27 protein-coding genes are annotated in these 25,243 nt (G+C 73.0%); 17 read left to right on the forward strand and 10 right to left on the reverse strand.

Annotated elements, in window-relative coordinates:
• Positions 1-132: 132 nt before the first annotated feature.
• From BKD26_RS03720 to BKD26_RS03740, 5 genes are all read left to right on the forward strand, one after another.
• Positions 133-327, forward strand: coding sequence for a hypothetical protein (locus BKD26_RS03720; protein ID WP_031078461.1), 195 nt, complete (start codon positions 133-135; stop codon positions 325-327).
• Positions 328-364: 37 nt separating this feature from the next.
• Positions 365-1,249, forward strand: coding sequence for an N-acetyl-1-D-myo-inositol-2-amino-2-deoxy-alpha-D-glucopyranoside deacetylase (gene mshB / locus BKD26_RS03725; protein ID WP_084895693.1), 885 nt, complete (start codon positions 365-367; stop codon positions 1,247-1,249).
• A complete protein-coding gene (locus BKD26_RS03730) occupies positions 1,246-1,614 on the forward strand; it encodes a DUF6113 family protein (protein ID WP_084895695.1) in 369 nt (122 codons plus the stop codon). Before mshB ends, BKD26_RS03730 begins: the two co-directional genes overlap by 4 nt.
• 143 nt (positions 1,615-1,757) lie before the next feature.
• The gene (locus BKD26_RS03735; protein WP_179166400.1) at positions 1,758-3,641 is read left to right on the forward strand and encodes a hypothetical protein; all 1,884 of its coding nucleotides are present in this window, start codon (positions 1,758-1,760) and stop codon (positions 3,639-3,641) included.
• Between the two features lie 103 nt (positions 3,642-3,744).
• Positions 3,745-4,422: a PepSY domain-containing protein gene (locus BKD26_RS03740; protein ID WP_084895697.1), complete on the forward strand. Its 678-nt coding sequence runs from the start codon at positions 3,745-3,747 to the stop codon at positions 4,420-4,422.
• A gap of 382 nt (positions 4,423-4,804) precedes the next feature.
• Here the strand turns inward: BKD26_RS03740 and BKD26_RS03745 are convergent, their stop codons facing one another.
• Positions 4,805-5,629, reverse strand: a complete 825-nt coding sequence (locus tag BKD26_RS03745) for a transglutaminase-like domain-containing protein (protein ID WP_084895699.1) — start codon at positions 5,627-5,629, stop codon at positions 4,805-4,807.
• 5 nt (positions 5,630-5,634) lie between these two features.
• Positions 5,635-6,636 (reverse strand): GNAT family N-acetyltransferase, encoded by a 1,002-nt coding sequence (locus BKD26_RS03750; RefSeq protein WP_084895701.1) that lies wholly within the window; start codon positions 6,634-6,636, stop codon positions 5,635-5,637.
• Between the two features lie 113 nt (positions 6,637-6,749).
• On the opposite strand from BKD26_RS03750, the gene fdxA reads away from it, so the two are divergent.
• Entirely contained in the window at positions 6,750-7,070 is a 321-nt protein-coding gene (fdxA, locus tag BKD26_RS03755) for a ferredoxin (protein ID WP_031078476.1), read from the forward strand.
• A 46-nt stretch (positions 7,071-7,116) separates the two neighbouring features.
• Complete coding sequence (locus tag BKD26_RS03760) at positions 7,117-8,250, forward strand: bifunctional succinyldiaminopimelate transaminase/glutamate-prephenate aminotransferase (RefSeq protein ID WP_084895704.1); 1,134 nt, start codon at positions 7,117-7,119, stop codon at positions 8,248-8,250.
• A gap of 53 nt (positions 8,251-8,303) precedes the next feature.
• Here BKD26_RS03760 and BKD26_RS38915 read toward each other — a convergent pair whose 3' ends face one another.
• Together BKD26_RS38915 and BKD26_RS03770 are read right to left on the reverse strand one after the other, a co-directional pair.
• The gene (locus tag BKD26_RS38915) at positions 8,304-8,732 is read right to left on the reverse strand and encodes an ATP-binding protein (protein ID WP_107417744.1); all 429 of its coding nucleotides are present in this window, start codon (positions 8,730-8,732) and stop codon (positions 8,304-8,306) included.
• Positions 8,733-9,706: 974 nt separating this feature from the next.
• A complete protein-coding gene (locus BKD26_RS03770) occupies positions 9,707-10,627 on the reverse strand; it encodes a hypothetical protein (RefSeq protein WP_084895709.1) in 921 nt (306 codons plus the stop codon).
• A gap of 43 nt (positions 10,628-10,670) precedes the next feature.
• Here BKD26_RS03770 and dapE point away from each other — a divergent pair, with 43 nt between their 5' ends.
• Together dapE and BKD26_RS03780 are read left to right on the forward strand one after the other, a co-directional pair.
• Entirely contained in the window at positions 10,671-11,750 is a 1,080-nt protein-coding gene (gene dapE, locus BKD26_RS03775; RefSeq protein ID WP_084896215.1) for a succinyl-diaminopimelate desuccinylase, read from the forward strand.
• A gap of 77 nt (positions 11,751-11,827) precedes the next feature.
• Complete coding sequence (locus BKD26_RS03780; protein ID WP_084895711.1) at positions 11,828-12,598, forward strand: TIGR00730 family Rossman fold protein; 771 nt, start codon at positions 11,828-11,830, stop codon at positions 12,596-12,598.
• A gap of 9 nt (positions 12,599-12,607) precedes the next feature.
• Here BKD26_RS03780 and folP read toward each other — a convergent pair whose 3' ends face one another.
• Positions 12,608-13,468, reverse strand: a complete 861-nt coding sequence (gene folP, locus BKD26_RS03785; RefSeq protein ID WP_084895713.1) for a dihydropteroate synthase — start codon at positions 13,466-13,468, stop codon at positions 12,608-12,610.
• Between the two features lie 128 nt (positions 13,469-13,596).
• On the opposite strand from folP, the gene BKD26_RS03790 reads away from it, so the two are divergent.
• A complete protein-coding gene (locus tag BKD26_RS03790; RefSeq protein ID WP_241518530.1) occupies positions 13,597-13,920 on the forward strand; it encodes a DivIVA domain-containing protein in 324 nt (107 codons plus the stop codon).
• The gene (locus tag BKD26_RS03795) at positions 13,917-14,510 is read left to right on the forward strand and encodes a DNA-3-methyladenine glycosylase I (protein WP_084895717.1); all 594 of its coding nucleotides are present in this window, start codon (positions 13,917-13,919) and stop codon (positions 14,508-14,510) included. The genes BKD26_RS03790 and BKD26_RS03795 overlap by 4 nt, the downstream gene beginning before the upstream one ends.
• A 607-nt stretch (positions 14,511-15,117) precedes the next feature.
• Here the strand turns inward: BKD26_RS03795 and BKD26_RS03800 are convergent.
• Positions 15,118-15,900: an enoyl-CoA hydratase-related protein gene (locus BKD26_RS03800; RefSeq protein WP_084895719.1), complete on the reverse strand. Its 783-nt coding sequence runs from the start codon at positions 15,898-15,900 to the stop codon at positions 15,118-15,120.
• Between the two features lie 325 nt (positions 15,901-16,225).
• Here BKD26_RS03800 and BKD26_RS03805 point away from each other — a divergent pair, with 325 nt between their 5' ends.
• Positions 16,226-16,393 carry a DUF3117 domain-containing protein gene (locus BKD26_RS03805; protein ID WP_003966491.1) on the forward strand — a complete coding sequence of 56 codons (168 nt, stop codon included), beginning with the start codon at positions 16,226-16,228 and terminating at the stop codon, positions 16,391-16,393.
• Between the two features lie 77 nt (positions 16,394-16,470).
• On the opposite strand, the gene BKD26_RS03810 is transcribed toward BKD26_RS03805, so the two are convergent.
• The gene (locus BKD26_RS03810) at positions 16,471-17,136 is read right to left on the reverse strand and encodes an O-methyltransferase (protein WP_084895721.1); all 666 of its coding nucleotides are present in this window, start codon (positions 17,134-17,136) and stop codon (positions 16,471-16,473) included.
• A 143-nt stretch (positions 17,137-17,279) separates the two neighbouring features.
• Here BKD26_RS03810 and sigE point away from each other — a divergent pair, with 143 nt between their 5' ends.
• The 5 genes from sigE to BKD26_RS03835 all read left to right on the forward strand — a co-directional run bounded on the left by sigE (position 17,280) and on the right by BKD26_RS03835 (position 22,160).
• Positions 17,280-18,041 carry an RNA polymerase sigma factor SigE gene (gene sigE / locus BKD26_RS03815; protein ID WP_179166401.1) on the forward strand — a complete coding sequence of 254 codons (762 nt, stop codon included), beginning with the start codon at positions 17,280-17,282 and terminating at the stop codon, positions 18,039-18,041.
• Complete coding sequence (locus BKD26_RS03820) at positions 18,038-18,856, forward strand: zf-HC2 domain-containing protein (RefSeq protein ID WP_084895723.1); 819 nt, start codon at positions 18,038-18,040, stop codon at positions 18,854-18,856. The genes sigE and BKD26_RS03820 overlap by 4 nt, the downstream gene beginning before the upstream one ends.
• Before the next feature lie 93 nt (positions 18,857-18,949).
• Entirely contained in the window at positions 18,950-20,704 is a 1,755-nt protein-coding gene (locus tag BKD26_RS03825; protein WP_084895725.1) for a trypsin-like peptidase domain-containing protein, read from the forward strand.
• 150 nt (positions 20,705-20,854) lie between these two features.
• Positions 20,855-21,334 carry a sec-independent translocase gene (locus BKD26_RS03830; RefSeq protein ID WP_084895727.1) on the forward strand — a complete coding sequence of 160 codons (480 nt, stop codon included), beginning with the start codon at positions 20,855-20,857 and terminating at the stop codon, positions 21,332-21,334.
• A gap of 130 nt (positions 21,335-21,464) precedes the next feature.
• Positions 21,465-22,160: a hypothetical protein gene (locus BKD26_RS03835; protein WP_084895729.1), complete on the forward strand. Its 696-nt coding sequence runs from the start codon at positions 21,465-21,467 to the stop codon at positions 22,158-22,160.
• 53 nt (positions 22,161-22,213) lie between these two features.
• Here BKD26_RS03835 and BKD26_RS03840 read toward each other — a convergent pair whose 3' ends face one another.
• From BKD26_RS03840 to BKD26_RS03850, 3 genes are read right to left on the reverse strand one after another with little or no spacing between them, the layout of a single operon-like run.
• Positions 22,214-23,347, reverse strand: coding sequence for an Mrp/NBP35 family ATP-binding protein (locus tag BKD26_RS03840; protein ID WP_084895731.1), 1,134 nt, complete (start codon positions 23,345-23,347; stop codon positions 22,214-22,216).
• A 42-nt stretch (positions 23,348-23,389) separates the two neighbouring features.
• A complete protein-coding gene (locus tag BKD26_RS03845) occupies positions 23,390-23,926 on the reverse strand; it encodes a DUF1003 domain-containing protein (protein ID WP_084895733.1) in 537 nt (178 codons plus the stop codon).
• On the reverse strand, positions 23,916-25,190 hold the full coding sequence (locus tag BKD26_RS03850; RefSeq protein WP_073754125.1) for a CBS domain-containing protein: 1,275 nt from the start codon (positions 25,188-25,190) through the stop codon (positions 23,916-23,918). Before BKD26_RS03850 ends, BKD26_RS03845 begins: the two co-directional genes overlap by 11 nt.
• Positions 25,191-25,243 lie beyond the last annotated feature (53 nt).

A 25,243-nucleotide genomic window follows, 5' to 3' on the forward strand; every position in this document is an offset into this window, starting at 1 on the left:
CCCCATGTGCTGCCGTGCACCGATCGATGCGTGGGAACGGATAGTTATGATCCGTAGCGCCAGGTGGGTATGTACCCTCCGGCACATGCGCCGTGCCCGGTCCGGAACGAATATGTATGGAGGTGAACCGCCGTGGCACTCTCGATTTCGGCGGTGGTGCTGCTGGCGATCGTCGTTTTCCTGCTGATCAAGAAGTCCGGTCTGAAGGGCGGACACGCGGCGGTCTGCATGCTGCTCGGCTTCTACCTGGCGAGCTCCTCCATCGCCCCGACCATCAGTGAGCTCACCACCAATGTGGCGAGCATGATCGGCGGCATCAAGTTCTAGGCGGTACGTTCCGGGCGCCACGTTCTAGGGTGTCCGTATGACGGAACTCCCCGCCCGTCGTCTGCTCCTGGTGCACGCGCACCCCGACGACGAGTCGATCAACAATGGCGCCACCATGGCCAAGTACGCGGCCGAGGGCGCCCAGGTCACCCTCGTGACCTGCACACGCGGCGAGGAGGGCGAGGTCATCCCGCCCGCCCTCGCCCATCTGGCGCCCGACCGGGAGGACCGGCTCGGCCCCCACCGCGTCGGCGAACTGGCCGCCGCGATGAAGGAACTGGGCGTCACCGACCACCGCTTCCTGGGCGGCCCCGGCCGGTTCCGCGACTCCGGGATGATGGGCGCCGAGCAGAACCGCCGAGACGGCGCCTTCTGGAACACGGACGTGGACGACGCCGCCCCCTACCTCGTCGAGATCATCCGGTCCGTCCGCCCCCAGGTCCTGGTGACGTACGACCCGGACGGCGGGTACGGCCACCCCGACCACATCCAGGCCCACCGCGTCGCGATGCGCGCCGCCGAACTGGCCGCCGAGCCGGCCTTCCGGCGCGACCTCGGGGACCCGTACGAGATCGCCAAGATCTACTGGAACCGGGTGCCGCGCACGGTCGCCGAGGAGGGCTTCGCCCGGCTGCGGGCGGCGGGCGCGTTCCCCGCCGTGGGATCGATCGGCGACGTACCCGGCGTCGTGGACGACTCGGTCGTCACCGCCGAGATCGACGGGACGGACCACGCGGAACGGAAAGCGGCGGCCATGCGCGCCCACGCCACGCAAATCGCCGTGGAGGGCGCCTTCTTCGCCCTCTCCAACGATCTGGGTCAGCCCCTCTTCACCACGGAGTACTACCAGTTGGTACAGGGGAAGTCCGGCGCCCCGGCCGGCCTGCGGGAGGACGACCTGTTCGCCGGGGTGGCGTCATGAGGGCCGCGCGGATCGGTACGTACGCGGGCCTCGCCGTCCTCGGGGCGGTGGTCGGCCTCGCCGGAGCGCTGGTCCAATCCGCGTGGTTCCCCGGCGGGTTGCTGCTCGCGCTGGCCGCGTGCGTGGGGCTGTTCTACGGCGGGCTGCGCGCGACGGGCACCCAGCTGGGAGTGGTGGCCCCCGGCGTCGGCTGGCTGGTCGCCGTCGTGCTGGTCAGCCTCGGCCGGCCGGAGGGCGACCAGGTCTTCTGGGGCGGTGTCGCCGAGCTGGTGTACGTCCTGGGCGGCATGGCCGCCGCTGTGATGTGCGCCACCATGTCACGGCTCCCGCACCGGGACGGCGGAACCGGCCCACTTGGCGTGTGACGTGCCCTGGCTTGGGCCGGAATGACCGATCCCGCTTCCCCTGGTCGCGGGATACCCGGCGGCGGCGGCCAGTATGGTGGTGCGCGCCGCCGAGCGCCCGCACGTGTAAGAGCGGGCGGCGGAGCCAACCGGGAGAACCTGCTTTGAGTCGTGAAACTGACAGTTCGTCCTCCGGCCCCCAGGGGCGCGGCGGAGCCGCGTATCCCTCGGGTACACCGCCGTACGGATCGCGCCAGTATCCGTCGCTGCACCCGACGCAGGACGCACCGGACGAGGGCGCCGGAGCCGCCGCGGCGGAGCCGGACGAGCCCAGGACCGAGACCACGCTGACCACCCGCATCCGGATCAACATCCCCGGTTCGCGGCCGATCCCGCCGGTCGTCGTGCGCAAGCCGGTCGGCGAGACGGACGCGGCCGGCGGGACTCCGGCCCCGCGGGCCGCCGTCGAGCGGCCGCCGGTCGCGGAGGCGCGCTCGCCGAAGCCGGTGGAGGAGCCGCAAGCGGAGGAGAAGCCGGCCAGCGACTGGTTCGCCCCCCGCAAGCCCCCGACGCCCGCGCCCGAGCAGGCTTCCGCGCAGGGACCGGCCGCGGACGTCCCCCGCCCGCACAGCGCCCTCGACGACCTCGCGGCGGACGCGGTGGCCCCCGGCCGCCCGGCGCACCCGAGCGGCCCGACGACGGGCCCGGTCACCGGCAGCATGAGCGCCGTGCCGTGGACGTCCGACGACACCGCCGTACTGACGCCGCAGAAGCCCGCGCCGGAGTTCGAGCCCGGGGCCCCGTTCGATCGCTCGCACGAGCCTTCGTACGAGCCTTCGTACGAGCAGGGTCCGGTGCGCCCGGCCGCCGGGCCGCCGGCCGGCGGCAACGTGTCGGGTGACACGCTCACGAGCGGCATCCCCGTGGTCCCGCCGGAGCACCGCGGCCCGTCGCCGTTCCCGGTCTCCGGCCCGGCGCAGGTCGCCACCGACCGGGGCGCCCCGCTGTACGAGGACCCCGGGCCCGAGCCGGCCGCCGCCCCCGCGCCGCCGGCCGCCCCGGCGCCCGCGCGCGCGTCCGCGCCCGCCCGCCCGCAGAAGAAGGGCCGCTCCAAGCTGGTCCTCCTGGGCGTGGCGGTGGTCGTCCTGACCGGTGTCGCGTACGGCGCCGGTCTGCTCCTCAACCACTCCGAGGTGCCCAAGGGCACCGCGGTCCTCGGCGTCGACATCGGCGGCGGCACCAAGGAGCAGGCGGTCCAGAAGCTCGAAACCGCCTTCGGTGAGCGCGCCACAGCCCCCCTCCAGCTCAGCGTGGGCGGCAAGAAGGAGGAGCTGGCCCCCGAAAAGGCCGGCCTGTCCCTGGACGCCCAGGAGACCGTCCGGGCCGCCGCGGGTGCCGACTACAACCCCGTCTCGGTGATCGGCTCCCTCTTCGGCGGTGAGCGCGTCGCCCAGCCGGTCATCCCGGTCGACGAGGAGAAGCTGAGCGTCGCCCTGACCGACCTGGCGGGCGTCTCCGGCTCGGCCACCGAGGGCACGATCAAGTTCGAGCCGGGCAAGGCCGTCGCCGTACCCGGCAAGGCGGGCCAGGCGCTGGACGTCCAGCGCTCGATGATCTCGGTACGGGACGCCTACCGCGCCCAGGTCGAAACCGGCCGGACGAACACGGTCGAGCTGCCCGTCGTCACCAAGGAACCGACCATCACCCAGACCGAACTGGACCGGGCGATGAAGGAGTTCGCCGAGCCCGCCATGTCCGACGCGGTGATCATCAGGGCGGGTGGCAAGGAGATCAAGTTCGGCCCGGCCAAGTCGCTGCCGAAGATCCTTTCCATGAAGCCGATCAACGGCCGCCTGATCGAGGTCTACAACAAGAAGGCGATCGACCAGCTGCTGGAAGGCGTCTTCGACGGTGTCATGATCACCAAGGGCGACGGCAAGCAGCATGAGGTCTCCGCCGACGACGTGGCCCACGCGATGCAGACGGCCCTGCTCGGCAAGACCCCCGCCGAGCGCACCGAGACGATCGAGCTCGACCCCCAGGGCTGACCCCGCCCGGACCGGGCCCCCGCCCCACCGCGGGCGGGGGCCGTTCGGGTGGCTCCGGGACGACTCGGCATGGCCGGGCACCCAAGGGGTTACCGGTGCGGACATGACCGCACAGCTCCGCCTCCGCCGCCGTATCGTCGCCGTCGCCGTTGCCGCGTGCGCCGTCGTCGCGACGGCGCCCCTCCTCACCGCCTGCGGGGACGAGCGCGAACCGCGTGTCGCCGCCGCCGCGCCCTCCCCGTACGGCAGTCCCCGCGGGACCGCGTCGCCGCACCGCCTGACCGAGGACCAGGCGGAGCGCAAGGCCCTGCTCGAAGCCACCAAGGTGCCGTGGGACAAGGCGGCCGGGACAGCGGTGGGAGGCGTACGGGAAGGGAAGCTCGCCGAGATCGAGCTGAAGTGGGCGCGCTCCACCATCGGCAGCCCGAGCCCCGGCCCGCGCACCCCCGAGTGGGTCTCCACGGTCGCCGCCCAGGACGGCACCGCCTACACCGTCCGCGTCGACGCCGTCTCCGGCAAGGTGACCGAGTCGCGAGTCGAGACCGGCCAGGCCCCGGACGACAAGCGCGAGCTCGCCGACCGGCTGTCCGCCGCCAAGGTCACCCCGCAGCAGGCCGTCAAGACGGCCACCGACCGCAAGAAGGGCACGGTCGCGGCCGTCCAACTGGACGACACCGTCTGGTCCGTCGACGTCGTGACGACGAACGACTGGTACAAGACGACGTACGACATCGACACCCGGACCGGCAAGATCGTCCGCGAACACGTCGACCGCGACTGACGCGGGGCGCGCGGCGGGGCGCCCTTTCTCGGCGCCCCCGGGCGTGGTGCCCGCCCGGGCCTGGTGCACCCCGGGGGGCGTGGTGCCGCCCGGGCGCGGCGCCCCGGGGACCGCGCCCAGGCGGGACGGTGACCGAGCGGCGCCTGCCGGGGGGTGGGGGCGTGGCCCCTCCGGGCTCGCCTCCTCGAGGCCGGCGGCCTTGGGTACGCCGGAGCGGGAGCCCTTTCATGGCCGCCAACCTCTGCGGGGGCGACCCTGCACGGCCCCGCCCGGCCGTACGCCGTCCGCGGGGCGGTGGGGGAGGGGGTTTCGTCGGGCTGGGTGCCGTCTGCGGGGCGGTGGGGGAGGGGGCGCCGGACCGGATGCCGTCTGCGGGGCGGTGTCAGTTGAGCATCGCGCGGGCCGCCCGGGCCCGGTGGCGGACCGTCTCCGCCACGGTCGGTTCGACGGCGGCGACCACCTCCGCGTACGCGTCCATCTCCGCCGCGCCGGTCAGGAAGTCGCCGCGCTGGACCAGCAGCTGGGCGCGCTCGTAACGCAGGCGGGCCGGGTGGGTGGGGAGCAGCAGGGACAGCTCGACCGCCCACAGGGCGACGTCCGAGCGCTCCGGGCGTACGGAGGCCCAGGCGCGGATGTTGTTGAGGATCCGCTGCATGATCTGCAAGTGGTCCGTGGGGACCAGCATCGACGGGTGCAGGCGCTCGCCGGTCGCCCCGGTCACCAGCAGCTCCGCGTCCGCTCCGGTCAGCGCCCGCCCCCCGGCGAACGGGTCCGCCAGCACCTGCTCCTCCGGGTCGCCGAAGCCGACCACGAAGTGCCCCGGCAGCGCCACGCCGTACACCGGCGCGCCCGCCCGCCGGGCGACCTCGATCCACACCACCGACAGCAGGATCGGCAGGCCCCGGCGGCGCCGCAGCACCTCGTGCAGCAGCGACGACTCCAGGCGCTGGTAGTCGCCGGGCGTGCCGTGGAAACCGCACCGCTCGCCGAGGAGGACGGCGAGCGCGGCCACCCAGGAGCGAGGGCCGCGCAGCCCGTACGGCAGCAGCCCGGCCAGCCGGTCCAGCTCGATCTCGGCGGCGTCCATCCCGGCCTGTCCCAGCGCCGGGTCCGCCTCCGCGCCCACCAGCAGGCACAGCGTCGCGAGGTCCGGCCGTTCCTCGCGGGCCTCCTCGGCGAACCGGCGGCGCCACTCGGTGGTGTGCATATGCGTCACGTACCCGCTTCGGGAGATCGGAAGTGGTGGTACAGGTGGTGGACGGCGAAGCCCATCCCTTCGTACAGGGCGAGAGCACCACCATTGTCCGACTCCACCTGGAGCCAGGCCGCGGACGCCCCCTCGTCCAGGGCGCGGCCGGCGAGTGCCGCCATGACCGCCGTACCGAGGCCCTGCCTGCGGTACGCCGGGTCCACCTCGACCGCCATGAAACCGGCCCACCGCCCGTCGACCACGCACCGCCCGATCGCCGCCGGGACGTCACCGTCGCCCGGCAGGGAGGCGAACCACACGGAGGGGCCGCTGTTCAGGACGTGCAGGGCGTGGGGGCCGGGCACGCCCGAGCGGTTGTAGCGGCGCAGCCACGCCTCGTCCACGGACCGGGACAGCCGTACGCCCTCGGTGGGCAGGTCCGCGATCGGCGCCAGCGCTCCGATCCGTACCTCCGCCGTGACCTCCCGGTGCCAGCCCCGCTCGTCCAGCGCCGCGCACAGCCGCTCCTGGGTGCCCTCCGCGCCGGTCGCCGTCTGGACGTACGGGAGCAGGCTCCGCTCCTCGTACCAGGCACGCACGCGTGCCAGGGCGTCGTCCAGCGGCATGCCCGGATCGCCGAGCGGCAGCACCGAGTTGGCCCGCCGCGTGAACCCGTGGGACGCCCGCAGCGTCCACTGCCCGAGCGGCTCGCTCTCCACCGGCTGCCAGGCCCGCGCGGTCACCCGCGCCAGCTCCTCGAAACCGGCCGCGGGGCCCCGGCGGCGGGCGGGTGCGGCGGGTACGACCTTGCCCGCGACCAGCGTCGATTCCGGAATACGGACAGTTTCCCCGGTCCGTCGTGTGATCAGCAGCACACCCCCGGTCCATGATGTGAGAACACCAACCGTGTCGGTGAACTTCTCCGACCGCGCTCCAGGGTCGCTCAACCGGCGGACGGAGACTCGTTTACCCACGTCAGAGGGGCCGATCCGGACCTCCAGCCGTCCGCCCGCAGTGAATTCCACAGCTCAGTCCGCCCCTCCTGTTCGGTTCCGTCCCAAGAACGGAGATACTAGGTGCGGGCATCGACGACGCCGCGCTCCCGCGCAAACAGCCCTACCGAGGAGGAACGACCAGCGTGACCTACGTCATCGCGCAGCCTTGTGTCGACGTCAAGGACAAGGCGTGCATCGAGGAGTGCCCCGTCGACTGCATCTACGAGGGCCAGCGGTCCTTGTACATCCACCCGGACGAATGCGTCGACTGCGGTGCTTGTGAGCCGGTCTGCCCGGTCGAGGCGATCTTCTACGAGGACGACACTCCGGAGGAGTGGAAGGACTACTACAAGGCGAACGTCGAGTTCTTCGACGACCTCGGTTCGCCCGGTGGTGCCTCGAAGCTGGGCCTGATCGAGCGCGACCACCCCTTCATCGCCGCCCTGCCGCCGCAGAACGGCTGATCTCGCACGCTCGGTCCCGTACGGCTCCCGCCGCTGTACGGGACCGATGTGTTTCGCCCCTCCGCAGAAGAAAGCGAGCACCGTGTCCTCCCCCGTCTCCTCACGCCTCCCCGTCTTCCCGTGGGACAAGCTCGAGCCGTACAAGAAGACGGCCACGGCCCACCCGGACGGCATCGTGGACCTGTCCGTGGGCACGCCCGTGGACCCCGTCCCCGAGGTGATCCAGCGGGCCCTGGTGGCCGCGGCCGACTCGCCGGGCTATCCGACGGTGTGGGGGACGCCCGAGCTGCGTGACGCGCTCACCGGCTGGTGCGAGCGGCGCCTGGGCGCGCGCGGCTTCGCGCACACCAACGTCCTGCCGGTCGTCGGTTCCAAGGAGCTGGTGGCGTGGCTGCCGACCCAGCTGGGCCTCGGCGCCGGAGACACGGTGGCCTACCCGCGGCTGGCCTACCCGACGTACGAGGTCGGCGCGCGGCTGTGCGGCGCGACGCCGGTCGTCTACGACGACCCCACCGAACTGGACCCCGCCGGGCTGAAGCTGCTGTGGCTGAACACGCCCTCCAACCCGACCGGCCGGGTCATCCCCAAGGACGAGCTGACCCGGATCGTCGCCTGGGCGCGTGAGCACGGCGTCCTCGTCTTCAGCGACGAGTGCTACCTGGAGCTCGGCTGGGAGGCCGACCCCGTCTCCGTACTGCACCCGGATGTGTGCGGTGGCTCGTACGAGGGGATCGTCGCCGTCCACTCGCTGTCCAAGCGGTCGAACCTGGCCGGCTACCGCGCCGCGTTCATCGCGGGCGACGCGGCCGTGCTGGGCGAGCTGCTCCAGATCCGCAGGCACGGCGGGATGATGACGCCCGCGCCCGTGCAGGCGGCGACGGTCGCGGCGCTCGGCGACGACGCGCACGTGGCCGAGCAGCGCGCCCGTTACGCGGCGCGGCGGACCGCCCTGCGCACGGCCCTGGAGACGCACGGCTTCCGCATCGAGCACAGCGAGGCGAGCCTGTACCTGTGGGCGACCCGCGACGAGCCGTGCTGGGACACCGTGGCGTACCTGGCGTCCCTCGGGATCCTGGTCGCGCCGGGCGACTTCTACGGCGCGGCGGGGGAGCGATTCGTACGGGTGGCGTTCACGGCCACCGACGAGCGGGTCGAGGCCGCGGTCAAGCGGCTGGGCTGAGGCACGACGAAGGGCCCGGGGGAATGCCCCCGGGCCCTTCGCCATGCGTACGGCTACTTGCCGAGCGCCGGCAGGGTCTGCACCGGCAGCTCCGCCGGGACGCCGCCGCCGAGCGCGCCGGTGGGCGCGGCGCCCGCGGCCCCTCCGACGAGCTCGCCGGCGTTGCCGGCCGCGTCACCGGCGGCCTTCTGCGCGACGGGCGTGGTGGCCTCGCCCGTCTTGGCGACGGTCTTGCCCGCGGCGGGAACGGCCTGCTGCACCGCCTTGCTGCCGGCCTCGCCGACCAGGCCGGTGCTGCTCTCGGACGCACCGCTGACGGTGTCGGTCGCCGAGGCGGTGTCGAGGCTGCTCAGGCTGCCCAGTTCGGCGCCCTTGGAGAGGTCCACGGCGCTTGCGGAGCCGGCCGCACCGACCACGGGAGCTGCGCCCGCTGCGATCAGCAGCGCGGCACGGGCGATCCGACGGGTCAGGGGGAGGGACATGATGCTCCTTCGACGGGAGAGGTCGTTGACTGTGGTGCCTGTCCGACGATCGGACGCTGTGACAACCGGTCGGAGGGCGGGGAAGGTTGCGGTGCCCCGAGGTAAAGAGTTGGTAATGCGTCGCATTATCGGCTCCACCTAAAACCGGGCAAACGAGCAGAGTTCCCAGAGCCTGAAGAACCGTCACTTCCCTGCCGCGCCAAGGGAAACAGGAGGGAAATGCCCGCAGGAGGAAAACCAGCCGGTGACGCGATGCCGAGTGCCTCGGCCGAGTGAATTCCCGTACGCACATCCGCCACGCTTTCCGGCGCGGCGGGCCTGCCGGAGCGGTGTGCGCCGACCGCGGCCGCCGGACGGGCCGCCTGGCGCGCTGCGGGCCGGAGGTGGACTCGCCGGGCGGGGTCGAGCCACGCCCTCCCCGCGCCGCCCGGCACGGGGGGCTGCCGGGGGGCGGGGCGTGTGGTGGTGTGCGCGGTCCGCAGCCGCGGGACGGCCGGGCGGGGCCGTGCAGGGTCGCCCCCGCAGAGGTTGGCGGCGACGACGGGCACCGTCCTGCGGGTGGGTGCCCCGCCGACCGCGAGGAGGTGAGCCTGGAGGGGCCACGCCCCCTCCCACGACATCCCGCGCCACCCGGCGCGGGAGCCTGTCGGGCACGGCCGCGCGTGGTGGTGTGCGCGGTCCGCAGCCGCGGGACGGCCGGGCGGGGCCGTGCAGGGTCGCCCCCGCAGAGGTTGGCGGCTCCGTAACGGCTCCCGATCCGACGTACCCAAGGCCGCCGGCCTCGAGGAGGTGAGCCCGGAGGGGCCACGCCCCCACCCACGACCCCCGCGTCGCCCGGCACGTGTGCCGACCGGGCACCTGTGCCGCCCCGAGGCAGGCCGCACGCGGGGCCGACCGCACGCGGGGCCGGCCGCACGCGGGGCCGACCGTGTCGACCGGAGGGGCCGACCGGCACGGCTGCGGTCGGCGTGGCGTTACCGCGTCACGCGGATGCGGACCTCGTCGGGGCGTGACGTACCGGCGGGGGCGGAGCGCCAGCCGTCTTCGGACTCCGCCACGCTCCACACCCGGCCCGCGTACGACACCTCCGCGAGCCCGAGCGCGTCCGCCTGGGCCACCGCCCACTGGGCCAGCTCCCAGCCGCGGCGCGAGCCGTCGCCGGGCGTCGCACCCTCGGGGCCGGACGAGCCGGCCGAGCCGGCCACGTCGGCCGCCGTCGCCCGCACCGGTACGGAGATCTCCGGCGCCGCCCCGCCCCGGGGCAGATCGCCGAACGCGCGCTTCAGCTCCGCCCGTACCTTCGCCGGATCACCGGCCTTCACCTGCCCGCTGCCGGGCGAGCAGGTCAGGGACGCGGGCGAGCGCCCGGTGAGCGCGGCGGCGAGCAGCGCGGCGTCCGGCTCGTGCTTGGCGTACGCCTGGGGGAACCCGCTGCGCTGGACGCGCTGCGCGGCGACGGTCAGCGGGAGCCGCGAGTAGCCCGGCACCTTGGCGAGGTGCTCGTAGAACTTCCCCGCCGAGAAAACCGGGTCGAGGATCTGCGCCTCGGTGCCCCACCCCTGTGACGGCCGCTGCTGGAACAGGCCGAGGGAGTCGCGGTCGCCGTACCGGATGTTGCGCAGGGCCGACTCCTGCAGGGCGGTCGCCAGCGCGATGGTGACCGCCCGTTCGGGCATGCCCCGGGACGTCCCGACCGCGGAGATCGTCGCGGCGTTCGAGGCCTGCTCGGGGGTGAACCGGTACGTGTTGCTCCCGCTGCCCACGACGCACCGCGGGGCGCCTTTGCCGCCGGTGACGTACTGCACGACCACGTACGCGACGACCGCGAGCAGCACGGCGAGCGCGATGGCGATTCTCGTACGGCGAGGACGGCTGGACTCGGACACGGAGCCCACCGTACTGGAGGGCCGGGTTAGGCTCGGCACCATGTCCGAGACCATGCCTGCCACCATGCTGGACCTCACGCAGGACGGCCCGGCGCTCACCGCCGCGCTCGTCGACTTCCCTTCCGTCAGCGGCACCGAGAAGCCCCTCGCCGACGCGATCGAGCAGGCGCTGCGTACGCTGCCGCACCTGACCGTCGACCGGTACGGCAACAACGTCGTCGCCCGGACGAACCTGGGCCGGGCCGAGCGGGTCGTGCTGGCCGGACACATCGACACCGTGCCGATCGCCGACAACGTCCCCTCCCGGCTCGACGAGAACGGCATCCTGTGGGGCTGCGGCACCTCGGACATGAAGTCGGGCGTCGCCGTCCAGCTGCGCATCGCCGCGACCGTCCCCGCGCCCAACCGCGACCTGACCTTCGTCTTCTACGACAACGAAGAGGTCGCCGCCCACCTGAACGGGCTCGGGCATGTGGCCGCCGCACACCCCGAGTGGCTGGAGGGCGACTTCGCCGTCCTGCTGGAGCCGTCCGACGGCCAGGTCGAGGGCGGCTGCCAGGGCACGCTGCGGGTCCACCTCCGTACCAAGGGCGAGCGTGCCCACTCCGCGCGCAGCTGGATGGGGTCCAACGCCATCCACGCCGCCGCCCCCATCCTCGCCAGGCTCGCCGCGTACGAACCGCGCCGCCCGGTGATCGACGGGCTGGAGTACCACGAGGGCCTCAACGCCGTCGGGATCGAGGGCGGTGTCGCCACCAACGTCATCCCCGACGCGTGCACCGTGATCGTCAACTACCGCTACGCGCCCGACCGCTCCATGGGGGAGGCCGAGGCACACGTACGCGAGGTGTTCGCGGACTGCGGCGTCGACGAGTTCGTGGTGGACGACCACACCGGCGGTGCCCTGCCGGGGCTGTCGCACCCGGCCGCCGCCGCCTTCATGGCGGCCGTGGGAGGCACCGCTCAGCCCAAGTTCGGCTGGACGGACGTCTCCCGGTTCAGCGCGCTGGGCGTGCCCGCCGTCAATTACGGCCCCGGCGACGCGCTCTTCGCGCACAAGCGGGACGAGCACGTCGCCATCGACAAGATCACGCACTGTGAACGCCGACTGTACGACTGGCTCACTGCCTGACCTCCGTAATTTCGCCTTTTGTCACGTCCGTCGCCCTACCCTGAGCGGGAAACGATGTTCAGCGGAGGGAGCGGATCATGGGCAACCCCGAGGCCGAGGCCGAAGGACTGCGAGCGCTGGCCGAGCAGCGGCTGGGGCCGGTACTGCGCCGCCGGGAGCAGGTCCAGCCCGGCACCACCGATCAGCGGCTGCTGGACACCGCGGGCGACTCCGAGTGGGTCCACACCGACCCGTGGCGGGTCATGCGCATCCAGTCGGAGTTCGTGGAGGGCTTCGGCGCGCTGGCGGAACTGCCCAGCGCGATCAGCGTCTTCGGCTCGGCCCGCACCCCGGCGGGCACGCCGGAGTACGAGGCGGGCGTGCGGCTCGGCCGGGCACTGGTCGAGGCGGGCTTCGCGGTGATCACGGGCGGCGGCCCGGGCGCCATGGAGGCCGCCAACAAGGGCGCGCGGGAGGCCAAGGGCATCTCCGTGGGCCTCGGTATCGAGCTGCCCTTCGAGCAGGGCCTGAACCCGCACGTCGACATCGGCGTCAACTTCCGCTACTTCTTCGTACGGAAGACGATGTTCGTCAAGTACGCCCAGGGCTTCGTCGTCCTGCCGGGCGGCCTCGGCACCCTGGACGAGCTGTTCGAGGCCCTGACCCTGGTCCAGACGCGGAAGGTGACCCGCTTCCCGATCGTGCTCTTCGGTACGGAGTACTGGTCGGGCCTGGTCGACTGGCTGCGCGACACGGTGATCGCCCAGGGCAAGGCCTCGGAGCGGGACCTGATGCTCTTCCACGTCACGGACGACGTCGACGAGGCGGTCGCCCTGGTCACCAAGGAGACCGGGCCCGGCCGCCCCTGACGGGCAGGGCTACGCCAAACCCCGGCGGGCGACCGCCGGGGGGCGGTGACCCGCGATGGACGCGACCATGTCCAGCACCTGCCTGGTCTCCGCCACCTCGTGCACCCGGTACACCTGGGCGCCCAGCCACGCCGATACGGCCGTCGTCGCGAGCGTGCCCAGCACCCGCTCCTTGACCGGCTTGTCGAGCGTCTCGCCGACGAAGTCCTTGTTGGACAGCGACACCAGCACCGGCCAGCCCGTGTCCGTCATCTCGCCCAGCCGGCGCGTCGCCTCCAGGCTGTGCCGGGTGTTCTTCCCGAAGTCATGACCGGGGTCGATCATGATCCCGTCGCGGCGTACGCCCAGCTCCACGGCGCGCTCCGCCAGGCCGAGGGTCACGCGCAGGATGTCCGCCATCACGTCGTCGTACGTCCTCCGGTGCGGCCGTGTGCGCGGCTCCGCGCCGCCCGCGTGCGTGCACACCAGACCCGCGCCGTACCGCGCGGCGACCTCCGCGAGCTTCGGGTCCACCCCGCCCCACGCGTCGTTCAGCAGGTCCGCGCCCGCCTCGCAGACCGCCTCGCCCACGTCGTGCCGCCAGGTGTCGACGCTGATCACCACGTCCGGGTGGCGGCGGCGGACCTCGGCGACGAACCCGACCGTGCGACGCGCCTCCTCCTCGGCCGACACCTCCTCCCCGGGACCGGCCTTAACCCCACCGATGTCGATGATGGCAGCACCCTCCGACACCGCCTGCTCGACGCGTGCGAGCGCCGGCTCGTCGCGGAACGTGGCGCCCTGGTCGTAGAAGGAGTCCGGGGTCCGGTTCACGATGGCCATGATCACCGGCTCGTGCGCGTCGAATTCACGCCGTCCCAAGCGCAGCATCCCGTTTGTCCTCCTCGCGTTCGGTCGCCTGCGACCTTAACTGTCGGTGGCGCATGGCACGATCGGCAGCGTTACGTTTTCGCTCCCGGTGGAGAGGCACGGTCGTGTTCTGGTTCTTGGCTGTAGCGATGGTCGTGGTCGTTGCCGCGGTCACCCTCGCCGTGATCGGCGGCGGGGAGAGCGACGTGCTTCCCGAGGCGGCGCCCGAGCACACGGCGGACCAGCTGCCGCTGACCCGGCCCGTCGGCCGCGCCGACATCGACGCGCTGCGGCTCCCGCTGGCGCCGCGCGGCTACCGGATGGCGGAGGTGGACGACGTCCTGGGCAGGCTCGGCGCCGAGCTCGCCGAGCGGGACGCGCGGATCGCCGAGCTGGAGGCCGCGCTGGCGGAGGCGCGGGCGGGGGAGGGGTCCGGCCGGCCCGACGTGCCGGGGGAGGAGCGGGACCAGTGACCGGCGAGGCCCTGCCGGGCCCGGACGGGAAGCTGCGCTGCCCGTGGGGGCTGTCCACAGAGGACTACGTCCGGTACCACGACGAGGAGTGGGGCCGCCCCGTCCACGGCGACGACGCCCTGTTCGAACGGCTCTGCCTGGAGGCCTTCCAGTCGGGCCTGTCCTGGATCACGATCCTCCGCCGCCGCGAGGGCTTCCGCCGGGCGTTCGCGGATTTCGAGATCGCGGCGGTCGCGGGGTTCACCGACGCCGACCGGGAGCGGCTGCTGGCCGACACCGGGATCGTCCGCAACCGCGCCAAGATCGACGCGTGCCTCGCCAACGCACGCGTCCTGGCCGGCTGGGCGCCGGGCGAGCTGGACGCCCTGATCTGGTCGTACGCCCCCGACCCCGCCTCCCGCCCGGCCCCCCGCACCATCGCCGACGTCCCGGCGGTCACGCCAGAGTCGACGGCCCTGTCCAAGGCGCTCAAGAAGCAGGGCCTCCGCTTCGTCGGCCCGACGACGGCCTACGCCCTGATGCAGGCCTGCGGCCTGGTCGACGACCACCTCACCACCTGCGTAGCCCGCGGCGCCCCCGGCCCGGCCTGACGCGGACGGCCGCCTCCCCCCCGTGCGCGGGGCACCCCATTGCCGCCGGCCGCCCCGGATGGCGCGCCTCCCCCGCGTGGGCGGTCGCCCCCGGCGGGTGCGTGTTTGCCCTGGTTGTGGGCGGTCGCCCTGGCGGGTGCTTGTTCCCCCCGTTGTGGGGGGCGCCCACAACGGGCGCGCCTGCCCCCGTTGTGGGCGGTCGCCCCGGCCGGCGCGTTCCCCCGTTGTGGGCAGTCGTTCCGCTGGGGGTCCCCCCAGGACAAAGTCCTAGGGGGAGGAACGGGTGGGCACAACGGGGCCGGGGCGGTGCGGGTGCCGGTGGATGGGGCGGGTGGGCCCGGTCGGGGCCCCTCCGGGCTCGACTCTCCCCCGGAGGGGGACCCCCACGCGGTCGGCGGGGCACCCGAACGGTTTCCTGGCCGTCACTCGCCGCCGATCCTCCCCCTACGCCCGGGGGCGTGGGGGACCCCCAGCGGGGACGACCTCCACGGCCCCTCCCCGCCGCGGTCGCGGGATCGGCCCCTCGGCCGGGCGCGGGCCGGACCGGTGGGGTTCCGAGGCCGCCCGGACGAGCCGACCCGTCCGGTGCCCCCGGGGGCGAGCCCGTTCAGCGGCCCAGGTACGTGGGCTTTTCCTTGGCGAGGAAGGCCTGGACCGCGATCCCGTGGTCCTCGGACGCGCCCGCCTTCGTCTGCAGCTCGTCCTCCTTGTCCAGGGCCTCGTCCAGCGTGTGGGTCGTCCCGTACGCGAGGGACTCCTTCAGCGCCGCGTACGCCACCGTCGGGCCCGCCGCGAGGGCGCGGGCAACCGATTCCGCCTCGGCCGCCAGGTCGGCCGCCGGGACCAGCCGGTTCGCGATGCCCAGCTCGTACGCCTCCTGCGCCGTGATCGAGCGCGGGAAGAACAGCAGGTCCGCCGCCCGCCCCGGGCCCACCAGGCGGGGCAGCGTCCAGGAGACGCCCGAGTCGGCGGTCAGGGCGACCCCCGCGAAGGAGGTGTTGAAGGACGCCGTGTCGGCCACCACCCGGTAGTCCGCCGCCAGCGCGAAGCCGAGGCCCGCCCCGGCCGCGACCCCGTTCACCCCGGCGACGACCGGCTTCTGCATCGAGGTGATCGCCCGGATGACCGGGTTGTAGTGCTCCCGCACGGTGCTCATCGTGTGCTCGGTGCCGATCAGCGAGACGTGCTCCTTGAGGTCCTGCCCCACGCAGAACGCCCGGCCCGTCGCGGTCAGCAGGACGGCCCGTACGGCGGTGTCCTCCGCCGCCGCCAGGATCGCGTCCCGGAGGGCGACCTTCGCCTCGGTGTTCATCGCGTTCATGGCGTCGGGCCGGTTGATCGTGATCGTGGCGAGTCCGTCGCCCACCTCGTACAGCACGGTGTCGGCCATGGCAGGGTCCCCTTTGCGGCTACGGCGGTGATGTCCCGCCCAGCATGGCGGAGATCATCGCGACCGGGCATGCGCCCGGACATGTGACCTGCGTCAAAGAAAGTGCGGCGCCGGCGCCGTGTGCGGCGGCGAAGTATCGCAGGCGTATCGCCGAATTGGACGGTTTTGCGAGAGCGCGTTGCGTAAGCGATGCCGACTGATGTTGGTCATCGGGTCCTGCCATGCGGGATAATGACCTGGAAGCAATGTGTTCGATGCCGGTGATGCGTGCCCATGCCAGAGGGCCGTCGGCGACGATGAGCTGGTTTCAGGAAGGGGAACGAGCATGGCGGCCATGAAGCCGCGGACGGGCGACGGCCCGCTCGAGGTGACCAAGGAGGGGCGGGGCATCGTCATGCGCGTTCCGCTCGAAGGCGGCGGTCGGCTTGTCGTCGAGCTGACTCCGGACGAGGCCGATGCGCTCGGCGACGCACTCAAGAAGGTCGTCGGCTGACGCGGAACGCCCCACTGTTTTTCCGGAAACCCCGGCACGGTACGCGGTGACGCGACCGGGCCGGGGTTTTCGTATGGTCAGCCGCGCCGCACCGCGCACAGCAGCCCGTCGCCCACCGGCAGCAGCGACGGCAGCAGCTCCTGGCTCTCTCGTACCGCTCTCAGCAGCTCCCGCAGCCGGAGCACCTCGGCCGGCTGGGCCGCCGAATCCACCGTACGGCCGTCCGCGAAGACCCCCTCGAAGCAGACCAGACCACCCGGTCGCAGCAGGCGCAACGATTCAGCGAGATAGTCCAGGCACTCGGTGCGGTCGCCGTCGCAGAAGACGAGGTCGTAGCCACCGTCCGCGAGGCGGGGGAGTACGTCGAGGGCGCGGCCGGGGATGAAACGGGCCCGGTTCCCGGCGAAGCCGGCCGCCCGGAACGCCTGCTTGGCGAACTGCTGGCGCTCCGGCTCCGGGTCCACCGTGGTCAGGACGCCGTCGGGCCGCATGCCCTCCAGCAGGTAGATACCGGAGACGCCGGTTCCGGTGCCGATCTCCGCCACCGCCTTGGCGTCCGCCGTGGCCGCCAGCAGACGCAGCGCGGCGCCGGTGCCTGGCGACACCGAGGGCAGCCCCGCGTCCCGGGCCCGGTCACGGGCCCAGCGCAGTGCTTCGTCCTCGGCGACAAAGGCGTCGGCGAACGCCCAGCTCGTCTGCCGGTTGGCGGTAATGACCCTCTCCTGTCCCCGTAGTTGGCGCAACGGTGACTGTAGCCGTTCGGGCCCGGGAACCCGCAGATGGGACCGCGCGTTGTGGAGGGCAGGGGGAGCACATGGACCAAGACCGGAAGACGGTCCCAAATTCACGTAAAGATTCTTATCCGGAGCTAACGGGCGAGGTGGCTATGGTAGGGGCTCCACTGGACACCACCAGAGCCGATAGGGGAGGTGCGGCTGCGCCTGTGGATCGGGGAGGAGTGCTGCGGCGCCTTCTCAGGTCGGCGGGTGAGCCGAAATCCGTGACCGACACCGCTGACCGTTCCATGCCCGCCGACTTCGCACCCACCACCGCGACCTTCGCATCGGATGCGGAATCGCAGGCGTGGACTCCGCCCTCGTGGGAGGAGATCGTCAGCACGCACAGTGGCCGGGTCTACCGCCTCGCGTACCGCCTGACCGGCAATCAGCACGACGCCGAGGACCTCACGCAGGAAGTCTTCGTCCGGGTCTTCCGCTCGCTGTCCACGTACACGCCCGGCACCTTCGAGGGCTGGCTGCACCGCATCACCACCAACCTCTTCCTGGACATGGTGCGCCGCAAGCAGCGCATCCGGTTCGACGCGCTCGGCGACGACGCGGCGGAGCGGCTGCCCAGCCGCGAGCCGTCCCCGCAGCAGGTCTTCCACGACACGCACTTCGACGCCGACGTCCAGCAGGCCCTCGACACCCTCGCGCCCGAGTTCCGCGCGGCCGTGGTCCTGTGCGACATCGAAGGGCTGTCGTACGAGGAGATCGCCGCGACGCTCGGGGTCAAGCTCGGCACCGTCCGCAGCCGGATCCACCGCGGCCGCTCGCATCTGCGCAAGGCCCTCAAGCACCGATCGCCCGAGGCCCGGGCCGAGCAGCGCACCTTCGTGGCCGTGGGCGGGGAGGGCGGACCCGCGTGAGTGGCACACGTCCGACCCCCGCCGAGCACCACCTGGGGGACCGTCTCGCCGCGCTCGTCGACGGCGAGCTGGGCCATGACGCCCGGGAGCGGGTCCTCGCCCACCTGGCGACCTGCCCCAGGTGCAAGGCCGAGGCCGACGCACAGCGGCGGCTGAAGAGCGTCTTCGCCCAGGCCGACCCGCCGCCGCCCTCCGAGGGGCTGCTCGCACGCCTCCAGGGGTTGCCCGGGGGTGCTCCGGGCGGTGATGACGACAGGGTAGGACCCTTCGGCGGTGACGGCGCGTTCGGAGTGAGACCCGGCGCCTTCGGCTATGCCGGGGGAGCGGATGCGGGTTTCCGCATCCACGACGTGGGCCGCCAGGAGACGGAGCGTTCGTCATGGCGCGGCCGGAGGTTCGCGTTCGCCGCCGCCAGCGCGGTGTCGTTCGCGGCGATCGCCCTGGGCGGTGCGCTGCCGACGGCCGCCACGGTGGACGCGCGCGGCGACGGTACGGGCAACAACGTCACGCCGCTGCGGTCGTCGCCGGGCCAGGCCCAGAGCACGGGTACCGGCGAGAACAGCCGCCGCCGGGGCGGCGGGTACGGGCCGGTCAGAGCGACGGACCGGCCGGCCTCGCCGCTGTCGGCCGTGCCGCTCCACGCGGTGCAGCGGCCGGGAGCCCATCCCTTTCTGTTGGCGACGCCGCTGGGGGGTGCGGTGAGCACGCTGAACACCACGCCGCCCGCACCGCTGATACGCCCCACGGGGCCCGCGCCGCTCCTCGCCACGGCCACCCCGTCACCCAGCTCGCTCCCGCTCCCCGCAGGCCACTGACCGGCGCCCCCCTGCGCGGCGGCCACCGGACCTGGTTGAATCCTGCGCAGGGGCGCCCCGACGGGGCGCGGACGGGTACGCAGCGGGGAGAACATGGACGACGGGAAGCCCAAGCCGAAGTGGTGGAGCCGCCCGATGCGGCAGCACACGGTGACGGAAGCGGGCACCCCCGCGCCGGGCTCCGCCCAGGCGCCTGAACCGGGCGCCGCGCCCGCCGCCGCCCCGGGCACCCCCGCGCCGGGCGCCGCCCAGGCACCCGAACCCGGCCCCGCGCCGGGCGCCGCCCAGGTCCCGGAACCGGCACCCGCTGCCACCCCGGGCACCCCCGCGCCGGGCTCCGCCCAGGGGCCCGAACCCGGCGCCGCGCCCGCCGTGCCGGGGCCCGCGCCTGCCGGGGCTCAGGGCTCGGCGGGGGTGCGGCCGCAGCCGTTGCATCAGCCGGACGAGTACAGCACCCCGCCCTACGGCGAGCCCGGGCCGTGGGCGCCCGCGCCGCCCGTGCAGCGGCCGATGGCGACGCCCGCGCACGGGACCGCCGTACCGCCCGCGTACGGGACGCCGCAACAGCACCCCCACCCGCAGCCGGCTGCCACACCGCACCCGCAGCCCCCCGCCACACCGCACCCGCACCCGCAGCCGACGCAGTGGCTGCAGTACGACCCCTGGAGCACCCCCGGCGTCGCCGGGCCGCAGCAGCCGCTCAGCCAGGCCGGACCCGGACCCGTGCGGCGGAGCCGGAAGGGGCGCCGTGGGCTCGCCGTGGTGGCCGCGCTGCTGTTCGCCGGGCTCACCGGCGTACTCGGCGGCGGTGTCGGCGCGTACATCGAGCGGCACGGCGGCCTCACCACCGTCGAGCTCCCGCAGGCCGGCCGGGAGGACGACGGCCGGGCGCCCGACAGCGTCGCCGGCATCGCGGCCAGCGCCCTGCCGGGCGTGGTCACCCTCCACGTCAGCGGTGGCGGCGAGCAGGGCACCGGCACCGGCTTCGTGCTCGACGAGCAGGGCCACATCCTCACCAACCACCACGTCGTCGACCCGGCCGGCACCTCCGGCGACATCACCGTCACCTTCAGCGGCGGCGAGACGGCCGTCGCCGAGCTGGTCGGCAAGGACAGCGGCTACGACCTCGCGGTCGTCCAGGTGAAGGGCGTCTCCAACCTCAAGCCGCTGCCGCTCGGCAACTCCGACAACGTCCGCGTCGGTGACCCGGTCGTCGCGATCGGCGCCCCCTTCGACCTCCAGAACACCGTGACCTCCGGCATCATCAGCGCCAAGGAGCGGCCCATCACCGCGGGCGGCGAGAAGGGCGACGGCAGCGACATCAGCTACGTCGACGCGCTCCAGACCGACGCCCCGATAAACCCCGGCAATTCCGGCGGCCCGCTGCTCGACTCCAAGGCCCGGGTCATCGGCATCAACAGCGCCATCCGTGCCGCCGACAGCGGCTCCGGTCCCGACGGCGGCCAGGCCGGGTCGATAGGGCTCGGTTTCGCCATCCCCGTCAACCAGGGCAAGCGCGTCGCCGAGGAGCTGATCAACACCGGCAGGGCCAACCACCCCGTCATCGGCGTCAGCCTCGACATGAAGTACACCGGCGACGGCGCCAGGGTCGGCGAGAAGGCCCAGGACGGCGGCGCGTCCGTCACACCCGGCGGCCCCGCCGCCAAGGCGGGCATCCGGCCCGGCGACGTCATCACCAAGGTGGACGGCCAGCGCGTGCACAGCGGCGAGGAGCTGATCGTGAAGATCCGCGCCCACCGCCCCGGCGACCGGCTCCGGCTGACCCTGGAACGCGGTGGCAAGGAGCAGACCAAGACGCTGACGCTCGGTTCCTCCGCGGGTGGCTGAACGTCCACCGGGAGGCCACCACGAGGTCACCGCGAGGTACCGCCCCGACAGTCCGGCCAGGTACCGTGTTACGGGCCCCCCGGCCCCGGGCCTGACCGAGCGGACCATCGACCACGGACCACGGACCGGACCCTGTGAAGGAGCAGCAAGGTGTTCAATGACATAGGCGCACTCGAGCTGGTGGCGCTCGTGGTCCTTGCCGTGCTCGTCTTCGGCCCCGACAAGCTGCCGAAGGTCATCCAGGACATCTCCGGCTTCATCCGCAAGATCCGTGACTTCTCGGAGAGCGCGAAGCACGACATCCGCAGCGAACTGGGACCGGAGTTCAAGGACTTCGAATTCGAGGACCTGAACCCCAAGACGTTCATCCGCAAGCAGCTGACGGAGAACGAGGACCTGAAGGAGATCCGCAGCAGCTTCGATCTCAAGAAGGAGATCAACGACGTCGCCGACGCGGTCAACGGCCGAGAGCCGGACGTGTCGGTTCCGGCGGTCCCCGCCGCGGTTGGGGGTACCTCCCGTGCCGAAGGCCACGGGGGAGGCTCGGCCGGTGGCGGCCCGGACCTGCTGAAGAAGGGCGACAAGCCCGTCCACGGCGACCGCCCGCCGTTCGACGCCGACGCCACCTGAGCCCCGTCCGGGCCGTCCTTCCGGGAGGAGCTCCCGCAAGGTGGCTATCCTCTCCATCTGTCCGGTTGCGAGAACGCCCGTCGGGGCGGCGCCGTACCGGACTCCATGGATCGAGGAGGCGGCCGGGCAGATGGAGACGACGAGTCGAGTAGGGGCGCAGGGTGCCGCACCCGGCACCACGTCGACGTCCGAGGCGACCGGGACGCCCGAGGGGGTGCCCGCGGCCCGGCGTACGGTCGACGGTTATCTGCGTGCGTCGTTCCCCTGGTACGGGCTGGACGAGGCGTTCACCGGGCCGCGCTGGCTGATGCAGGTCGGCACGTCCGCCGACGGTACGGTCCAGCACGGGGCGATCGGGCACGGCGACGAGCCGTCGATACGGCCGGACCGGCTCGAGGCGGCCGGGGCGGAGAAGGAGCGGTTCGCGGCCGTCGTCACGGTCGCGGCGAGCCCGGTGCGGCGCAGCGGTGACGGTACGGGGGTGCTGGACGCCACCAGCGTGTCCTCCGCCGCCTGGCTGGCCGGGTCGGGGCTCCTCGCGTACACCTGGCCGCCCCAGTTGGACCACTCGCTGCGGGACGACTGGCTGGACCAGCAGACCGAGACGGCCTTCGAGCTGGCCGACGACCTGAACGGGCCGGAGTGGTCGACGCTCTCCCTGCCGGTCGACGGCGTCCCGCTGCCGTTCCACTACCGCGAGTCGGAGTTCGGCTGGGTGCTGGCCGGTACGACGGCGGCCGGGGTCCATCTGGGTGCGTACGGGCGGGGGATGAGCGCGTACGGGCTGGGCTTCGCGGTGGTGCGGGACATCACCGCGTACGCGTAGGCCCGCGGCACGACAAAGGGGCGGCCCGCAGGGCCGCCCCTCACTCGTACCGCTCAGAACTTGTTGCGCGGTGTGATGCCCAGGCTCATGCCCGACAGGCCGCGCTGGCGGCCGCCGAGCTTGCCCGCGATGGTGCGCAGTGCCGCGCCCGCCGGCGAGTCGGGGTCGGTCAGGACGACCGGCTTGCCCTCGTCGCCGCCCTCGCGCAGCCGTACGTCGATGGGGATGGAGCCCAGCACCGGGACCGTGGCGCCGGTGGTCCTCGTCAGGCCGTCGGCGACCCGCTGGCCGCCGCCCGTGCCGAAGACGTCGACCATCTCGTCGCAGTGCGGGCAGGGCAGGCCCGCCATGTTCTCGACGACGCCCACGATCTTCTGGTGGGTCTGTACGGCGATGGAGCCGGCGCGCTCGGCGACCTCGGCCGCCGCCTGCTGCGGCGTGGTGACGACGAGGATCTCGGCGTTCGGCACCAGCTGCGCGACCGAGATCGCGATGTCGCCGGTGCCCGGCGGAAGGTCCATCAGCAGGACGTCCAGGTCACCCCAGTACACGTCCGCGAGGAACTGCTGGAGCGCGCGGTGCAGCATCGGGCCGCGCCAGACCACCGGGGCGTTGCCGGGGGTGAACATGCCGATGGAGATGACCTTCACGCCGTTCGCCGACGGCGGCATGATCATGTTCTCGACCTGGGTGGGGCGGCCGTCCGCGCCCAGCATGCGCGGCACGCTGTGGCCGTAGATGTCGGCGTCCACGACACCGACCTTCAGCCCGTCGGCGGCCATCGCCGCCGCCAGGTTCACGGTCACGGACGACTTGCCGACGCCGCCCTTGCCGGAGGCGACCGCGTACACCCGGGTCAGCGAGCCGGGCTTGGCGAACGGCACCTCGCGCTCGGCGGTGGTGCCGCGCAGCGCGGCGGCCAGCTCCTTGCGCTGCTCGTCGCTCATCACGTCGAGCGTCACGTCGACGCCGGTGACGCCCGCGACGCGGGAGACGGCCTCGCTCACGCGCGTGATGATCGTCTCGCGCATCGGGCAGCCGGAGACCGTGAGGTAGACGGTGACGGCGACCGCCCCGTCCGTACCGATCTCCACCGACTTGACCATGCCGAGCTCAGTGATCGGTCGGTTGATCTCGGGGTCGTTCACCGTCGCCAGTGCTTCACGCACCGCGTCTTCCGTAACCATACGGAGATGGTACGGCGCCGGACCCGGGCTCCGGAAAGGCTGTCAGCGGTCGGCTTCGTCACTTCCGCGCCGGGACCCGGCGCTCCGGTCGTCCAGCTCTCTGATGAAGTCCTCCAGCTCGGAGCGGATCCAGTCGCGGGTGGCGACCTCGCCCATGCCCATGCGCAGTGCGGCGATCTCCCTGGTCAGGTACTCGGTGTCGGCGATGGAGCGCTCGTTCTGCTTGCGGTCCTGCTCGTGGGTGACGCGGTCGCGGTCGGCCTGCCGGTTCTGGGCCAGCAGGATGAGCGGGGCGGCGTACGAGGCCTGGAGCGACAGCGCCAGCGTCAGGAAGATGAACGGGTACTCGTCGAAGCGCCACGCGTCGGGCGCGGAGGTGTTCCACAGGACCCACACGACGACGACGGCGGTCATCCAGACGAGGAACCGGCCGGTGCCGATGAAGCGGGCGATCCGTTCCGACAGCCGCCCGAACGCCTCCGGGTCGTACGCGGGCAGCAGCCTCGGCCGCCGCTCGCCCGGCTGGTCCAGCCGGATGCGCGGCGAGGGAGGCCGCTCCTGCGTACGCTCAGCGGCCATGCGCGGCGTCCTCCGTGTCCGGGAGGAACTCGGTCTCGCGCCAGTCCTCGGGCAGCAGGTGGTCCAGTACGTCGTCGACGGTGACCGCGCCGAGCAGCGACCCGCTCTCGTCCACGACCGGGGCGGCGACCAGGTTGTACGCGGCGAGGTAGCTGGTCACCGAGGGCAGCGGGGTGTCCGGGGGGAGCGGCTCCAGGTCGGTGTCCGCGATCGCCGAGACGAGGGTGAACGGCGGGTCGCGCAGCAGCCGCTGGAAGTGCACCGTCCCCAGGTACTTGCCGGTCGGCGTCTCGTCGGGCGGCCGGCACACGTACACCTGCGCGGCGAGGGCGGGGGAGAGGTCCTGCTGGCGTACGCGCGCGAGCGCGTCGGCGACCGTCGCGTCGGGGCGCAGCACGATCGGCTCGGTGGTCATCAGACCGCCCGCCGTACGCTCCTCGTACGACATCAGGCGGCGTACGTCGGCGGCGTCGTCCGGCCGCATCAGCGTCAGCAGCCGCTCCTTGTCCTCCTCGGGCAGCTCGGACAGCAGGTCGGCGGCGTCGTCCGGGTCCATGGCCTCCAGGACGTCGGCGGCCCGCTCCTCCTTGAGCTTGCCGAGGATCTCGATCTGGTCGTCGTCGGGCAGCTCCTCCAGGACGTCGGCGAGCCGGTCGTCGTCGAGGGCGGCGGCGACCTCGGCGCGGCGCTTGGGGCTCAGGTGGTGCAGGACGTTGGCGAGGTCGGCCGGGCGCATCCGCTCGAAGGTGGCGACCAGGCTCTCGGCGCCCTGCCCCACCTCCTCCAGCGAGAAGCCGGTCACAGCCGACCACTCGACCGTCAGCGTCTCGCCCTTGCGGCGCAGCGCCCCGCCGCCGCCCCGCCGGACGAAGACCTTGTCGATCTCCCAGTCGCGGCGGGCCGGGAGCTGCTGGATGGCGACGTCCAGGACGGTCACCTCGGAGCCGTCCTCGACCAGCCGGACGCGGCGGTCGAGCAGCTCGCCGAGGACCAGGCGCTCGGTGGGGCGCTGCTCGAAGCGGCGTACGTTGAGCACTCCGGTGGTGATGACCTGGCCGGACTCGATGCCGGTGACCCGGGTCATCGGCAGGAAGATCCGGCGGCGCCCGATCACCTCCACGACCAGGCCGAGGAGGCGGGGCGGGCGGCCGCCGACGCGCAGCATCGCGACGAGGTCGCGGACGCGGCCGACCTGGTCACCGTTGGGGTCGAAGACGGGGATGCCGGCGAGGTGCGAGACGAAGATGCGGGCGCCTGCCGCCATGCCGCACACCTCCTCGTACGCCGGAATTGAGAACTTTACGCCGATTCAGGCTA

Origin of the sequence: Streptomyces sp. CB03238 (assembly GCF_002099185.1) — a bacterium.
Classification (GTDB): domain Bacteria; phylum Actinomycetota; class Actinomycetes; order Streptomycetales; family Streptomycetaceae; genus Streptomyces.

Excerpts from the sequence above, each read along its gene's own strand:
- mshB (WP_084895693.1), top strand. The coding sequence starts at position 365 with ATGACGGAACTCCCCGCCCGTCGTCTGCTCCTGGTGCACGCGCACCCC.
- BKD26_RS03730 (WP_084895695.1), top strand. The coding sequence starts at position 1,246 with ATGAGGGCCGCGCGGATCGGTACGTACGCGGGCCTCGCCGTCCTCGGG.
- BKD26_RS03740 (WP_084895697.1), top strand. The coding sequence starts at position 3,745 with ATGACCGCACAGCTCCGCCTCCGCCGCCGTATCGTCGCCGTCGCCGTT.
- BKD26_RS03745 (WP_084895699.1), bottom strand. The coding sequence starts at position 5,629 with ATGCACACCACCGAGTGGCGCCGCCGGTTCGCCGAGGAGGCCCGCGAG.
- BKD26_RS03760 (WP_084895704.1), top strand. The coding sequence starts at position 7,117 with ATGTGTTTCGCCCCTCCGCAGAAGAAAGCGAGCACCGTGTCCTCCCCC.
- BKD26_RS38915 (WP_107417744.1), bottom strand. The coding sequence starts at position 8,732 with ATGTCCCTCCCCCTGACCCGTCGGATCGCCCGTGCCGCGCTGCTGATC.
- dapE (WP_084896215.1), top strand. The coding sequence starts at position 10,671 with ATGCCTGCCACCATGCTGGACCTCACGCAGGACGGCCCGGCGCTCACC.
- BKD26_RS03780 (WP_084895711.1), top strand. The coding sequence starts at position 11,828 with ATGGGCAACCCCGAGGCCGAGGCCGAAGGACTGCGAGCGCTGGCCGAG.
- folP (WP_084895713.1), bottom strand. The coding sequence starts at position 13,468 with ATGCTGCGCTTGGGACGGCGTGAATTCGACGCGCACGAGCCGGTGATC.
- BKD26_RS03790 (WP_241518530.1), top strand. The coding sequence starts at position 13,597 with ATGGTCGTGGTCGTTGCCGCGGTCACCCTCGCCGTGATCGGCGGCGGG.
- BKD26_RS03800 (WP_084895719.1), bottom strand. The coding sequence starts at position 15,900 with ATGGCCGACACCGTGCTGTACGAGGTGGGCGACGGACTCGCCACGATC.
- BKD26_RS03805 (WP_003966491.1), top strand. The coding sequence starts at position 16,226 with ATGGCGGCCATGAAGCCGCGGACGGGCGACGGCCCGCTCGAGGTGACC.
- sigE (WP_179166401.1), top strand. The coding sequence starts at position 17,280 with ATGGTAGGGGCTCCACTGGACACCACCAGAGCCGATAGGGGAGGTGCG.
- BKD26_RS03825 (WP_084895725.1), top strand. The coding sequence starts at position 18,950 with ATGGACGACGGGAAGCCCAAGCCGAAGTGGTGGAGCCGCCCGATGCGG.
- BKD26_RS03835 (WP_084895729.1), top strand. The coding sequence starts at position 21,465 with ATGGAGACGACGAGTCGAGTAGGGGCGCAGGGTGCCGCACCCGGCACC.
- BKD26_RS03840 (WP_084895731.1), bottom strand. The coding sequence starts at position 23,347 with ATGGTTACGGAAGACGCGGTGCGTGAAGCACTGGCGACGGTGAACGAC.
- BKD26_RS03845 (WP_084895733.1), bottom strand. The coding sequence starts at position 23,926 with ATGGCCGCTGAGCGTACGCAGGAGCGGCCTCCCTCGCCGCGCATCCGG.
- BKD26_RS03850 (WP_073754125.1), bottom strand. The coding sequence starts at position 25,190 with ATGGCGGCAGGCGCCCGCATCTTCGTCTCGCACCTCGCCGGCATCCCC.